The following is a 13,816-nucleotide window of genomic DNA, read 5'->3' on the forward strand; positions in this document are numbered from 1 at the left end:
CAGATCACGGGCGCTTGCCCGTCGCCGGCAACCGCACCTCGAAGCGGGCGCCGACCACGGCGCCGTCGGGGCCGGTGCGGTTCTCGGCGTGGACGCGCCCGCCGTGGGCGTCGATGATTTGGCGCACGATGGCCAGGCCCAGGCCCGAGTTGGCGCCGAAGGCCGTGCCCTTGGGCCGCGAGGTGTAGAAGCGCTCGAACACCGTCTCAAGGTTTTCAGCCGGAATGCCGGGGCCGTCGTCTTCGACGCGGACGCGCAGGGGTAGGTCGGGCTGGCTGTCGTCGCGCTCCAGGCTCACCCGCACTTCGCCGTCGGGCGGGCTGAAGGAGCGGGCGTTGTCGATCAGGTTGCGGAACACCTGGCCCAGAGGAATGTCGCGGCCGACGACGCGGGCGCTGTCGGCGCTCAGGACGAAGCGCACCGGGGGCTCGCCCGGCTTCTGACCGGCCTCATAGACGCCGATGATGTCGCCCAGCAGTTCCTTCAGGTCGATGGCGCGCGGGCGGTCGCGCGACAGTTCGGCGTCCAGGCGCGAGGCGTTGGAGATGTCGGTGATTAGGCGATCCAGCCGCCGCACGTCCTGTTGCAGCAGATTGGTCAGGCGGGCCCGCTGCTCGTCGGTCTTGACCAGGGGCAGGGTCTCCAGCGCCGAGCGGATCGAGGTCAGGGGGTTCTTGATCTCGTGGCTGACGTCGGCGGCGAAACGTTCGATGGCGTCCATGCGCGTCGACAGGGTGTCGGTCATGGACTCAAGCGCGCGGGCCAGGTCGCCGATTTCGTCCTTGCGGTCTTCAAGGTCGGGCAAGGAGATGGCGCGGGCGCGCTGCAGGCGCACCTGGTCCGCGGCCGCCGACAGCCGCATCACCGGCCGCGCCACGAACAGGTGCAGCACCAGCGACGCCAGCAGATTCACCGCCAGCGCCACCAGGGCGAAAGGCATCAGCGCGCGGCGTTGCGCGTCCAGGGTGGCGTTGACGTCGCCGGCTTCCAGGGTCAGCACGCCGAGCACCTGCTGCACATGGCGCACGGGCAGGGAGACGGAGACGACGCGCTCGCCCTCTTCATTGCGGCGGATGGCGGCCTGAGGCGTGCCCTGCAGCGCGCGCTCGACCTCGGCCGACAGTTCGGCATCGGCGCGGGCCAAACGCGCGGTTTCGCGACGTGAAGGCTCGGTCGGGGCCAGGGCGGTGCCCGCCGGGTTGGCCGGGGGCAGGGGCGCGCCGGGGATGGCGTCGCTGACCCGATAGGAGTCCGACACCTCGATCCCGTCCATGTCGAACAGGCGGGCGCGCTGGCCCGCCGGGATGAAGTTGTCGCGCAGCCACAGGGCGGCCGCGCGGTCATCCAGCATGGGATAGGGGTCGCCCTGGGTGATGCCCAGTTCGCCCAGGACGTTGGCCAGCAGCTCAGCCTGGACGCCGAGCGATTCCTGGCGCGCCTCGATCAGGCCGCGCCGCCACTCGTTCAGCAGCAGGGCGCCGCCGAACAGGATCAGCAGGCTGAGAAGATTGAGGGCCAGGATGAAGCCGCCCAGGCGCGATCCGCCGAAGCGGAATCGGCGCCGCGCCGGGGCGTCTTCAGGTTCAGCTCTCGCGGTAGCGGTATCCGACGCCATACAGGGTCTCGATAGCGTCGAACTCGGGGTCGACCATGCGGAACTTCTTTCGCATCCGTTTCACATGGCTGTCGATGGTGCGGTCGTCGACATAGACCTGATCGTCATAGGCGGCGTCCATCAGATTGTCGCGGCTCTTCACGAAACCGGGGCGCTGGGCCAGGGCCTGAAGTAGCAGGAACTCGGTGACGGTCAGCTTCACCGGCTTGCCGTCCCAGGTCGATTCGTGGCGCGCCGGGTCCATCGACAGCTTGCCGCGCTTGATCGCCTTGCCGGCTTCGACGGCGGCGGGGTCGACGGGGTCCAGACCTTCGACGCCGGCGCGACGCAGCAGGGCCTTGACCCGCTCGATCAGCAGGCGCTGGCTGAAGGGCTTGTGGATATAGTCGTCGGCGCCGAGGTTGAAGCCGAGGATTTCGTCGATCTCCTCGTCCTTGGACGTCAGCATGATGACCGGAATGCTGGAGGTCTGACGCAGGCGGCGCAGCACTTCCATGCCGTCCATGCGCGGCATCTTGACGTCCAGGATAGCCAGGTCCGGCGGCGTGGCCTCCAGCGCTTCCAGGCCCGAGGCGCCGTCGTGGTAGGCGGTCACCGTGTGACCGTGGCTTTCCAGAGCCAGGGACACGGAGGCGACGATGTTCTCGTCGTCGTCGACCAGGGTGATGTTGGCCAAGGGCTTCTCCTTAGTACGGGCGGGGGAACGTCCGGTCCGCCGTCGTCTGCACAACGCACAGCAAGCGTAACTGTTCTACCCGATCGTGGTGACTTTACGGTCACACAAAATGGAGCGCCGCGCTGTTGCTTTCAACCATCGAGGCGAAAAGCGAAACCCGGCCTTAAAGCTTGGGGCGTCAGGATGGAGCTTCGTGCTTGTGAAAGACCCCATGGCCGGACCGGTTCACTACGAAATCTATATGCGTCGGACGGCGCCTGCTGACTGGTCCCTGCACCAGGCGACGGAGGACCGCAGACAGGCCGTGGACACGGCCGAGGAGCTGTTGCGTGACCGCGAGGCCGTGGCCGTTCGAGTCACCAAGGAGACGCTGAACCCCGAGACGATGGAATTCGCCAGCGTCGTCATCTTGACGCGCGGCGCGCCCGAGCTGACGCGCAAGCGCGCCCCCGCGGCGGACCCGCGCGGCCCGGTCTGCCGGGGCGTCGGCGACCTGTACGCCCCCCATGCGCGCGAGACGATCGGCCGGGTGCTGGAGGATTGGCTGCATCGCCAGGGCGCGACAGCCTTCGAACTGTTGCACCGTCCTGACCTGGCCGAAAGGCTGGAAGCCTCCGGCGTCGAGCTTCAGCACGCCATCCAGAAGATCGCCGTGCCTGAGGCGCAGGGGGCGGCGAAGTCGGTGCACGAATTGATGCGCCATTATCAGCGCCTGGCCGAGCAGGCGATCGAGCGTCTGCTGATCGCCGGGCGCAAGAAACAGTTGCCCAGTTTCGACGATCGCCCGGTCTCGACGACGGCTCTGGCGCTTCAGGGCGCGCCGGATCGCGCCTTCGTCATGGGCGGGGCCGTGGCGAGCGCTCTGTGCGGCCTGCCGGGGGCGCGGGCGCGTGTGGAGCGTTTGATGGACATTTGCGACCAGGCCCCGGTCGAGGGCGCGCCGCGCGCCCTGGTCTTCGTGCCGGTGGAGCAGATTCTCTGTGAACTGATGGGATCGCGCTCCGGTCTGGCTCAGGTGCTGGGGCCTGGCCTCGATCAAGGCGCCAGTCTGGCGGCCGTGGTTCGGATGGCCGCCCCGCGCGAGGTGGACGCCGTTCTGGCGCAGGACGCGCGCCTCAATCTGCTGGCTCCGCCGATCGAGGGGCCGGTGCGGCGTCTGGGCGAGCGGCTGGCGGCGGGCGAGTTTCCCCTGCTGGCGGCTTCTCTGGCTCGCATGGTGCTGCGCGAGTTGATGAGCCAGCGTCGTCTGCGGCCTGGGGATGCGGTCGGCGAGATTGAGATTCTGCGCGTCCTGGCCATGGCGTTGACGGCGACGGCCGGACGTCTGCTGACTCTGGAAGAGGTGCAGACCGCCTTCGTCGAACGATCCAAGGGGCTGGTCGCAGCCGACTTCGTCGCAGCCTATGTCAAAGACTGCACGACCGTTCTGGCCGAGGCCGAACGGCTGACGCGCCTGTGCGAGAACGTTACGGGCGGCGCCAACAAGCGGGCGGCGGCGCGCTGGCTGGACGCCTGCGTCGCCTCTCTGCGCTTCGAGACCGAGCTCCGGGCGCGGATGCCGGGCGCGATCCCGCCGGGACAGCGGCTGATGGCTCTGGGCGAATTGCAACGCGCGGTGCGCAAGGCGGGGTTGTCGGAGCGCGAGACCCAGACGGTCGTGGACGCCCTGGGCGCCGTCGGCGGATCAATCGAGGTTGACGCTCGACTGACCGCTCAATTGGCCCGTGCGCCTGCGCCGGTCGCGCAGAAGCTGGCCGCGCTGTTGCGGCTGGCGGCCGCCGAGACAGGGCCGACCGGCCCCGTCGCTGAACGCGCCCGAGCCGAAGCGGTGCGGTTGATGCGCGCGCCGGACACCCGCGCCGCCCTGGGGGCGGAGCCGCAGGCGGTGCAGACCCTGCGGCCCTTGATGCAGGCGGTCGGCCTGGCGGCCTGACCGCTCTTCGGCGTCAGTCGAAGATGTCGAAGATATCCAGCCGCTTCTTCTTCTTGCGGTAGTGGTAGTCGTCGTCGCGACGACGATCGTGGTCATAGCGGTCGTCGCGATCACGCGGCGGCTCGCGATAGGTCGGCTGGCTTCCCCAGGGTTGTTGGGGTTGCGGCGGGCTCTGTTGCGGCGGCGGGGCGTAGGCGGGCGCGGCGGCGCGCCCTTCATCGCCGGCGGCGGCCATCAGCTTCTCCAGCTCGCCGCGATCCAGCCAGACCCCGCGGCAGGTCGGGCACATGTCGAACTGGACGCCGTGGCGGTCCAGCGTCTGCATGGGCGCATTGTCGTTCGGGCACATCAGCAGGGGCATGACATCCTCTTTCGTCGTTGAATGCGGTCCGACATCACGCCGCCGAAGCGCCGCCAGAGGGGCCCGTCCCGCTACCGCAAAAGAGGTAGGGAGCGCCCGCCCGCGCGACAACGCGCCGCGTCGCCGCAGGCTCTGTTTTCACGCGGTCAGCAGTGCTGGCCCGCCGCCCAGCCCGACGACCAGGCCCACTGGAAATTGTAGCCGCCCAGCCAGCCGGTCACGTCCGCGACCTCGCCGATGAAGAACAGGCCGGGGACGGTCTTGGCCTCCATCGTCTGCTGGTCCAGGGCGGCGGTGTCGACCCCGCCCAGCGTGACCTCGGCGGTACGATAGCCTTCCGAGCCGACCGGCTTGACCGTCCAGGCGTTGACCGCCTCGGCCAGGGCGCGCAGCTTCTTGTCGCCGACCTCGGCCAGCTTGCCCGACAGGTTTTCGCGCGCGCACAGGGCCTCGGCCAGACGGCGCGGCACGACGTGGCCGACGGCCGTGTGGACGGCCTGCTTGCCGTTTTCGGTCTTGGCGGCCAGAATTTCAGCCGCCGCGTTGCGGTCGGGGGCCAGATCGACGGTGATCGCCTCGCCCTCGCGCCAGTAGGAGCTGATCTGCAGGATCGACGGCCCCGACAGGCCGCGATGGGTGAACAGCAGGCCTTCGCGGAAGACGGTTTCCTTGGCCGGGCGGCCGGCGCTCGCATCCTTGGGCGCCTTGTGGCGCACCACGGCGTCGACCGACACCCCCGCCAGCGGCTTGAGCTGCTCCAGCAGCCCCGACTCGAACGTCAGAGGAACGAGCGCAGGCCGGGTGTCGGTGACGCGCAGGCCGAAGCGCCGCGCGACCTCATAGCCCCAGCCGGTGGCCCCCATCTTGGGAATGGACTTGCCGCCGCTCGCCACGACCAGAGACGCCGCCGTCACCCGCGATCCGTCGTCCAGATCGACCTGAAACCGCTCGCCCGCGCGCTCCACCGCCTTGACGCCGACGCCCAGCGACAGGCTGACGCCCGCCGCCTTCATCTCGTCGGTCAGCATGCGGATGATCTGCTTGGCGCTGTCGTCGCAGAACAGCTGGCCCAGCGTTTTCTCGTGCCAGGCGATGCCGTGGCGATCGACCATCTTGATGAAGTCGTGCTGGGTGAAACGCCGCAGGGCCGACAGGGCGAAGCGCGGATTCTCGCCCAGGAAGTTGGCGCCGCTGGTCCCCAGATTGGTGAAGTTGCAGCGCCCGCCGCCCGAGATGCGGATCTTCTCGCCGGGGGCGCGGGCGTGGTCGATCACGCGCACGCGGCGGCCGCGCTTGCCCGCCTCGATGGCGCACATCATGCCGGCCGCGCCGGCGCCGACGATCAGGACGTCGATGTCTGAAGACTTCATCGCCCCGCCCTAGCAGGAGGCGGGGCTTGAAGCGATGGCCTACAGGCCCAGCATGGCCCGATAGGTCGGATGCACCTGATCGGCGTATTCCGGGTGCTTCTTCAGATAGCTGGAGAAGAAGGGGCAGGTCGGCAGGATCAGCAGATCCTTCGCCTTCAGATCGGCCAGGACGTGCTTGGCCATGCGGCTGGCGATGCCCCGCCCTTCCAGCGGGACCGGCACGAGGGTCTCGGTGATCAGCCGCCCGCCCGCGACCGGGTTGTAGATGACCACGGCGGTCTCGCCATCGACCTCCAGCTCGTAGCGCTTGGTTTCTTCATTGTCGCGGATTTCGGGGTCCAGGCTCATGTCGTCGTCCTTGGTTGAAAGAGGGGTTAGTGCGCGTCGTCCCAGTTGCCGGCGGCCTTGGCTTCGACGTCCAGCGGAACGCTCAGGGCCACGGCAGGTTCGGCGGCGGTCTCCATGACGCGGCGGATGACGGCGATAGCGCGGTCGGCCTCAGCTTCGGGGGCCTCGAACACCAGTTCGTCGTGGACCTGCAGCAGCATGCGGGTCTGAAGGCCCGCTTCCGCCAGGGCGCCGGGCATGCGGATCATGGCGCGGCGGATGATGTCGGCGGCGGCGCCCTGGATCGGGGCGTTGATGGCCGCGCGCTCGCCGAACTGGCGCTCGGCGCCGGACTTGGAGTGGATGGCCGGGATGTGGATGCGCCGCCCGAAGACGGTGGTGACGAAGCCCTGTTCCTTCACCAGCGCCTTGGTCCTGTCCATGTAGTCGCGAATGCCGGGGAAGCGCTCGAAATAGGTCTTGATGTAGGCCCCGGCCTCGCCCTGTTCGATGCCCAGCTGGGCGGCCAGGCCGAAGGCGCTGATGCCGTAGATGATGCCGAAGTTGATGGCCTTGGCCCGGCGGCGGGTCTCGCTGGGCATGCCCTCGACCGGGACGCCGAACATTTCCGAGGCGGTCGCCGCGTGGATGTCGAGGCCGTTCTTGAAGGCGCGCTTCAGCTCGGGGATATCGCCGATGTGGGCCAGCAGGCGCAGCTCGATCTGGCTGTAGTCGGCGCTGATCAGCACATGGCCGGGCGAGGCGATGAAGGCCTGGCGAATCTGGCGGCCCGTCTCAGTGCGGATCGGGATGTTCTGCAGGTTGGGGTCGGACGAGGCCAGCCGCCCCGTGGTCGCCGCCGCCAGTTGATAGGAGGTGTGGACCCGGTTCGTCTGCGGGTCCATCGCCGCCACCAGGGCGTCGGTATAGGTGCCCTTCAGCTTGGACAGCTGGCGCCAGTCCAGGATGGTGCGGGGCAGGGGGTGATTCTGGGCCAGATCCTCCAGCACGCTGGCGTCGGTGCCCCACTGGCCGCTGGCGGTCTTCTTGCCGCCGGGCAGGTTCATCTCGCCGAACAGGATCTCGCCGATCTGGCGCGGGCTGCCGACGTTGAACGGGCGGCCGGCCAGCTTGTGCGCCTCCTCTTCCAGCTCGGCCATGCGCTGGCCGAAGGTCGAGGACAAGGAGCGCAGACGGTCGGGATCGACCCGCACTCCCGCCAATTCCATGTCGGCCAGAATGGCGGGCATGCCGCGTTCCAGCGTTTCATAGACGCTTGATAGTCCCTCGGCCGCCAGGCGCGGCTTCAGCAGGCGGTGCAGGCGCAGGGTCACGTCCGCGTCTTCGGCGGCGTAGCGGGTCGCCGTCGTCAGGTCGACGTGCTTGAAGCTTTTCTGGCTCTTGCCCGTGCCCGCCACGCTCTTGAAGGTCATCGGCTCGTGGCCGAGGTGAAGGCGCGACAGCTCGTCCATGCCGTGGCCGTGCAGGCCGCCTTCCAGCACGTAGGAAATCAGCATGACGTCGTCTATCGGGGCGACACGGACATCGTGCCTGGCCATGACGGCGAGGTCGTATTTGATATTCTGGCCGACCTTCAGCACCGACGGATCTTCCAGGAGTTCCTTCAACCGGGCCAGGGCCGTCGGCTTGTCGATCTGCACCAGCGGCGGGCGGGCGTCGCCGACGTCGCCGAAGTCCAGACCGCCGTCGCCGGTCGGCTCGTGCTCATGCGTCAGGGGGATGTAGCAGGCCTCGTTCGGCCCGACCGCCAGCGACACGCCGCACAGCCCGGCGTGGGTCGAAGACAGGGCGTCGGTCTCGGTGTCGAAGCCGACCACGCCCGCCGCCCTGGCTCGCGTGATCCAGCGGTCGAGGTCTTCCAGCGTCTGTACGCACTCATAGCGGTCGAGGTCGATCGCCTGGGGCTCGGCCGGGGCCGCGACCTCGGTCTGGCCATAGCGCGGGGTGGCCACCGGCGCGCTGAGCGGGCGGGCGAAGGCTGAGCCTTCCTTCTGCGGCGCCTTGCCGTCGCCGACGCGGCGGGCCAGCGAACGGAACTCCATCGTCTCCAGGAAGGCCGACAAGGTCTCCGGGTCCGGATCGCGGATGATGAAGTCGTCGATCGGCTCGGGGATCGGCGCGTCGCAGGTCAGCTTCACCAGTTCGCGCGACAGGCGGATCTGATCGGCGAAGTTGATCAGGGTCTCGCGGCGCTTGGGCTGTTTGATCTCGCCCGCGCGGGCCAGAAGCGTGTCCAGATCGCCGTATTCATGGATCAGCTGGGCCGCCGTCTTGGGGCCGATGCCGGGGGCGCCGGGCACGTTGTCGACGCTGTCGCCGATCAGGGCCTGGACCTCGACCACCTTGTCCGGCGTGACGCCGAACTTCTCGAACACGGCCTCTTCTTCCAGTCGGCGATCCTTCATCGGATCGTACATGACCACGCCGTCGCCGATCAGCTGCATCAGATCCTTGTCGGAGCTGACGATCACGGCCTCGCCGCCCGCGTCGCGCGCCTGACAGGCATAGGTGGCGATCAGGTCGTCGGCTTCGTAGCCGGCCATCTCGACGCAGTGGACGCCGAAGGCCTTGGTCGCTTCGCGCACCAGGGGGAACTGCGGCACCAGATCTTCGGGCGCCGGGGGGCGGTGGGCCTTGTACTGGTCATAGAGATCGTTGCGGAAGGTCTTCTCCGAATGGTCGAAGACGGCGACCAGGTGCGTCGGGCCGTCCTCGCCCTTCATGTCCTTCAGCAGCTTCCACAGCATGTTGCAGTAGCCCTGCACCGCCCCCACGGGCAGGCCGTCCGACTTGCGCGTCAGCGGCGGCAGGGCGTGATAGGCGCGGAAGATGTAGGCCGAGGCGTCGATCAACCACAGCCTGAGCGGCGGCCCGTCTTGCGTGAGGGGGCGGGCGGGGATTTCGGCGGGCGCGTCGGTCATGGCGCGAACATAGGGGGCCGAAGGCGCGGCGTCATCCGCGCTTCGCTTTCCTTCCCATGCAATGGCGAGAAGACGGCGTAGCAGCCCTCAATCGCCGTCATCCTCGGACTTGATCCGAGGATCGAGCCCTCGGCTCCGCTCAGGAAAGGCGGTGGCTCGCAGTAGGTGGCGCATCCTGTATCGAGCGCGCAGTCACCCTTGATCCTCGGATCAAGTCCGAGGATGACGGCAAGAAACTGAGGGAACGGTCGGCCTCTCTTACGGCTGCCAGCCGCCCGGCGTTTCGGGGATGACGTGTTCGCCCTCGTCCGAGACCTCGCCGCGGGTCTTCTTCACCTCGGCCCAGGCGGCGCGCAGCAGTTCGGTCACGCCCTCGCCCGAGACGCCGGACACCAGGTAGGGCCGACGACCGGCGACCGCCTCCAGCTCCGCCGCCTTCTCCTCGCGGGCCTCGGGCGTCAGGGCGTCGATCTTGTTCAGCGCCAGGATCTCGACCTTGTCGGCCAGACCCTCGCCATAGGCCTCCAGCTCGCCACGGATGATGCGATAGGCCTCGACCACATCGTCCTGCGTGCCGTCGATCAGGTGGATCAGGCTGGCCGAGCGCTCGACGTGGCCCAGGAAACGCGTGCCCAGACCTGCGCCCTCGCTGGCGCCTTCGATCAGGCCGGGGATGTCGGCGATGACGAAGCGTTCGGACGGGCTCAGGTCCACCATGCCCAGGTTGGGCGTCAGGGTGGTGAAGGGATAGTCCGCCACCTTCGGCCGCGCCGCCGAGACGGCGGACAGGAAGGTCGACTTGCCCGCATTGGGCAGGCCCGCCAGGCCGATGTCGGCGATCAGCTTCAGCCGCAGCCAGATCCAGCGCTCCTGGCCTTCCTGGCCGGGGTTGGCGTGGCGCGGGGCCTGGTTGACCGGCCCCTTGAAGCGGGTGTTGCCCCAGCCGCCGTTGCCGCCGGACAGCAGCTTTACCTTCAAGCCCGCCTCGTCCAGATCGACGAGCACGGTCTCCTTGTCCTCGTCCAGCACCTGGGTGCCGACGGGGACGCGCAGAACCACGTCCTCGCCCTTGGCTCCGTGCATCTGGCGGCCTTGGCCGTGGTTGCCGGTGGCGGCCTTGAAATGCTGCTGATAGCGGAAGTCGATCAGGGTGTTCAGCCCGTCGGCCGACTCGACCCAGACGTCGCCGCCCTTGCCGCCGTCGCCGCCGTCGGGACCGCCGTTGGGAATGAATTTTTCGCGACGGAACGAGACGGAGCCCGCGCCGCCGTTGCCGGAGCGAATATAGATCTTGGCCTGATCGAGGAACTTCATGGGCGCCTTATGGCCCAGAAGCGCGGCGAATTACAGGCGGGCGAATTGCGGGCTGTGATTCAGCCCCTCGCTCCGCCGGCGGCCCAGACGCCGAACGGGTCGCGCCATTCCAGGCCCAGGGCCTCGGCGACGGCGGGGTGGGTGATCTCGCCCTTCAGCACGTTCAGCCCCTTGGCCAAGTGAGGATCGGCGCGCAAAGCCTCCAGCCCCCGGTCGGCCAGGGCGAGACCGAAGGGCAGGGTGGCGTTGTTCAGGGCCTCGGAACTGGTGCGCGGCGCCGCGCCGGGCATGTTGCCGACGCAGTAATGGACCACTCCGTCGACGACATAGGTCGGGTCTTCGTGCGTTGTCGCATGCGAGGTTTCGAAACAGCCGCCCTGGTCGATGGCCACGTCGATCAGGACACTGCCGGGCTTCATCGTCTTCAACTGGTCGCGCCGCACCAGGGTCGGAGCTTCGGCGCCGGGGACCAGGACCGCCCCGATCACGACGTCGGCCTTCACCAGTTCCTCTTCGATGGCGTGCAGCGAGGAATAGCGTGTGATGACGCGCCCGCCGGTCAGTTCGTCGATCTGGCGCATGCGGGGAATGGATCGTTCCAGGACCACCACCTCGGCGCCCAGGCCCATGGCCATGCGCGCGGCGTTCAGTCCCACGACTCCGCCGCCCAGCACCAGCACCCTGGCCGGCGCGACGCCCGGCACGCCGCAGAACAGCAGCCCCATACCGCCGTTGTGCTTCAGCAGGGTCTCGGCGGCGGAAAAGACGGCGATGCGGCCCGCCACCTCGGACATGGGCGCCAGCAGCGGCAGTCCCCCGTTGCGATCGGTCACCGTCTCATAGGCCACGCCCGCGCATTTCGACGCCAGCAGCGCCTTGGTCTGTTCCGGGTCGGGCGCCAGATGCAGATAGGTGAACAGGATGTGCCGCTCGGTCAGACGGCCCCACTCGGACGGTTGGGGTTCCTTCACCTTCACGATCATCTCGCTGTCGGCGAAGACGGCGTCGGCGTCGACGACGATCAGGGCGCCCGCCTTCACATAATCGGCGTCCGAGAAGCCGGCGGCGACGCCTGCGCCGGTTTCGATGCGGACTTCGTGGCCGCGGGCGACATACTCGCGCACCGCCATCGGCGTCAGGCCGACCCGGTGTTCGTTGGTCTTGACTTCTCTAGGGGTGCCGACGCGCATTTTTCTTCCGATAGCGGAGACAGGGTCAGAGATCGGTGACGCTAATCAAGCCGAACCGCTCTCGCCAGCGAAAAATAAAACCCCGCAGACGCGGGTGTCTGCGGGGTGTCGTCAACCTTCGCCCGGCGGCGAAGAGCCTAGTTCTTGGCGTCGCGGGCGGCGCCTTCGACGGCCTGGCCGGCGGCCTGGGTGTCACGGCCGACGCCTTGAATAGTATTGCAGGCGGCGGTCGTGAGGGCTGCGGCGGCGACGGCCAGAATGATGAGTTTGCGCATGGGAGACTCCTGTTGGCTCGGGCTCCGTGCCCGTCCCATGCACAACGTTACGCTTGGGGCGAGGTTCCGCTGAGGCGGAAGGCGGCCACCTCTCGCACATGGGCGGCGTCGCGGGCTTCGGGCGTGACGAAGGTCAGCCGTGCGATCGAACCGCCGCCTGGCGCCGGCGCGATTTCGGCCTCGCCGCGCAACTGTTTGGCGAAGGCCATCATCAGGGTGCGGCCGACGCCCGCTTCGGCCGCGTCGGCGACGCCGGGCCCATCGTCCTCGACCTCCAGAACGCTGGTTCGGCCCAGAACCTTGAAGCGCACCTTGAGGTCGCCGCCCCGTCCGGCGAAGGCGTGTTTCTGGGCGTTGGACACGGCCTCGACCAGCCACAGGGCCAGGGGCGCCAGCTTGTCGGGGTCGATGATCAGCGGGTCGGCCTCGATCGAGGTCGTGACCAGAGGCCCGCGCACCGCCTCCCCGGCGATCAACTGCCCGACCAGTTCGCGCAGGAAGGTGTCGGCGTCCGCTTCTCGGATGTCATGGCTCTGGTAGAGAATGCGGTAGATCTGGGCCAGGGCGGTGATCCGCTGGCGGGTGTCGCCCAGGGCGGCGCGGGCGCTCGGATCTGTCACGGCTCGTTGCTGCATCGACAACAGGGATGAGATGATCTGCAGGTTGTTCTTCACCCGGTGGTGAATCTCGCGCAGCAGGGCGTCTTTTTCTTCCAGGGCGTCCAGAATGGCCTTGTCGCGCCGGGTGATGGTCTCGCCCAGGTGGCCCAGGGTGCGGGCCAAGGTGCGAATTTCCGCAGGCGCGTGTTCGGCCTGAACGGGACGAATGGTGAAACGGCCGCGCGCGTAGATGGCGGCGACCCGTTCCAGGTAGTCCAGCCAGCGCACCACGATCCGCTCGGACAGCAGCATGACGGCGGCGAAGGCGGTCAGCCACGCCGCCAGCGGCAGCAATAGGGTGCCGAAGGGGTTCAGGCGCGCCCAGGACAGCAGGCCGGGCGCCGGCGCCGACAGCAGGACGAAGACGTCCCGTCCCGCCAGGGGCGCGCCGCCATAGACGTGACGGCGTCCCCTGGCGTCTCGCGCCTCGAACATGACGGCTGCGTCCGCGCGGGCCCGCTCGGTCCAGCCCTCGGCCTGGCCGGCGTTGCCCAGGGCGAAGGGGCTCGTGGTCGTGGCGATCAGCACGCGTCCTGCCCCGTCGGTCAGCGCCGCCTGGGCGCCGACGGGCAGGGCTGGATCCCTGATGTCAGGCTGAAGGGCGCTGAGCGGAACGGCGGCCGTCATCGTTCCCTGAAACGCGCCCAACGGACGTTCCGAGCGGACGGCGATGATCAGGGACTGACCGTCGGCCGAGCGCTGCATCGCCACGTCTTCGCCGCGGCTGAGCCGCTGATGCCAGCTTTGGGCGCGGACATGTTCCTCGCGGGTTTCATGGGCGGTGTTGCGCGATGCGCAGACGGGTTCCCCGGTCGCGCTGTAGCGGGTCAGGCTCGTTATGCCGTCCAGGCGTTCCGCCAGCGCCGTGAGCCGCGCTTCGCAGAAGAAACCCACGCCCTCCGGCGTCAGGGCTTGCAGCAGGACCACGGTCGAGTCGATTCGGCTTTTGGCGTCTGAGGCGCTGCGTTCCGCCGCCAGTTTCAGATCGCTGCGCCGTTCCGTTTCCTGCCGACGGAAGCCCGCTTCGGTCTGGATCGCGCCGAGCAGAAGGATGGGCAGCAAGGCCAGGGCCATGGCGAGACCCAGGCGGAATCGGATGCCCTGGACGCTGGGGCGTCCGAGCTTGCGGCCCAGAACCCGGCCGAACCGCACGG

At 68.5% G+C, this 13,816-nt stretch carries 11 protein-coding genes; 1 reads left to right on the forward strand and 10 read right to left on the reverse strand.

Annotated elements, in window-relative coordinates; genetic code table 11:
- Window positions 1–4: 4 nt before the first annotated feature.
- Window positions 5–1,615, reverse strand: a complete 1,611-nt coding sequence (gene chvG / locus ABC419_RS02790) for a two-component sensor histidine kinase ChvG (protein ID WP_368923319.1) — start codon at window positions 1,613–1,615, stop codon at window positions 5–7.
- Complete coding sequence (chvI, locus tag ABC419_RS02795; protein ID WP_200168332.1) at window positions 1,584–2,291, reverse strand: two-component response regulator ChvI; 708 nt, start codon at window positions 2,289–2,291, stop codon at window positions 1,584–1,586. The genes chvG and chvI overlap by 32 nt, the downstream gene beginning before the upstream one ends.
- A gap of 211 nt (window positions 2,292–2,502) precedes the next feature.
- On the opposite strand from chvI, the gene ABC419_RS02800 reads away from it, so the two are divergent.
- Entirely contained in the window at window positions 2,503–4,224 is a 1,722-nt protein-coding gene (locus ABC419_RS02800; protein WP_412876426.1) for a hypothetical protein, read from the forward strand.
- Between the two features lie 13 nt (window positions 4,225–4,237).
- Here ABC419_RS02800 and ABC419_RS02805 read toward each other — a convergent pair whose 3' ends face one another.
- The 8 genes from ABC419_RS02805 to phyK form a co-directional block, all read right to left on the reverse strand.
- Window positions 4,238–4,585: a TFIIB-type zinc ribbon-containing protein gene (locus ABC419_RS02805; protein ID WP_412876425.1), complete on the reverse strand. Its 348-nt coding sequence runs from the start codon at window positions 4,583–4,585 to the stop codon at window positions 4,238–4,240.
- Window positions 4,586–4,731: 146 nt separating this feature from the next.
- A complete protein-coding gene (locus tag ABC419_RS02810; protein ID WP_412876424.1) occupies window positions 4,732–5,955 on the reverse strand; it encodes a BaiN/RdsA family NAD(P)/FAD-dependent oxidoreductase in 1,224 nt (407 codons plus the stop codon).
- Window positions 5,956–5,994: 39 nt separating this feature from the next.
- Window positions 5,995–6,303 carry a GNAT family N-acetyltransferase gene (locus ABC419_RS02815; RefSeq protein ID WP_412876423.1) on the reverse strand — a complete coding sequence of 103 codons (309 nt, stop codon included), beginning with the start codon at window positions 6,301–6,303 and terminating at the stop codon, window positions 5,995–5,997.
- Between the two features lie 26 nt (window positions 6,304–6,329).
- The gene (gene polA, locus ABC419_RS02820; RefSeq protein ID WP_412876422.1) at window positions 6,330–9,224 is read right to left on the reverse strand and encodes a DNA polymerase I; all 2,895 of its coding nucleotides are present in this window, start codon (window positions 9,222–9,224) and stop codon (window positions 6,330–6,332) included.
- A 258-nt stretch (window positions 9,225–9,482) separates the two neighbouring features.
- The gene (obgE, locus tag ABC419_RS02825) at window positions 9,483–10,538 is read right to left on the reverse strand and encodes a GTPase ObgE (RefSeq protein ID WP_368923329.1); all 1,056 of its coding nucleotides are present in this window, start codon (window positions 10,536–10,538) and stop codon (window positions 9,483–9,485) included.
- A gap of 59 nt (window positions 10,539–10,597) precedes the next feature.
- The gene (gene ald / locus ABC419_RS02830; protein WP_412876421.1) at window positions 10,598–11,728 is read right to left on the reverse strand and encodes an alanine dehydrogenase; all 1,131 of its coding nucleotides are present in this window, start codon (window positions 11,726–11,728) and stop codon (window positions 10,598–10,600) included.
- Window positions 11,729–11,865: 137 nt separating this feature from the next.
- A complete protein-coding gene (locus ABC419_RS02835; protein WP_003169829.1) occupies window positions 11,866–12,003 on the reverse strand; it encodes an entericidin A/B family lipoprotein in 138 nt (45 codons plus the stop codon).
- A gap of 47 nt (window positions 12,004–12,050) precedes the next feature.
- Entirely contained in the window at window positions 12,051–13,814 is a 1,764-nt protein-coding gene (phyK, locus tag ABC419_RS02840) for a sensor histidine kinase PhyK (RefSeq protein WP_412876420.1), read from the reverse strand.
- Window positions 13,815–13,816: the final 2 nt, after the last annotated feature.

Source organism: Brevundimonas phoenicis (assembly GCF_047237745.1).
Taxonomy (GTDB): Bacteria; Pseudomonadota; Alphaproteobacteria; order Caulobacterales; family Caulobacteraceae; genus Brevundimonas.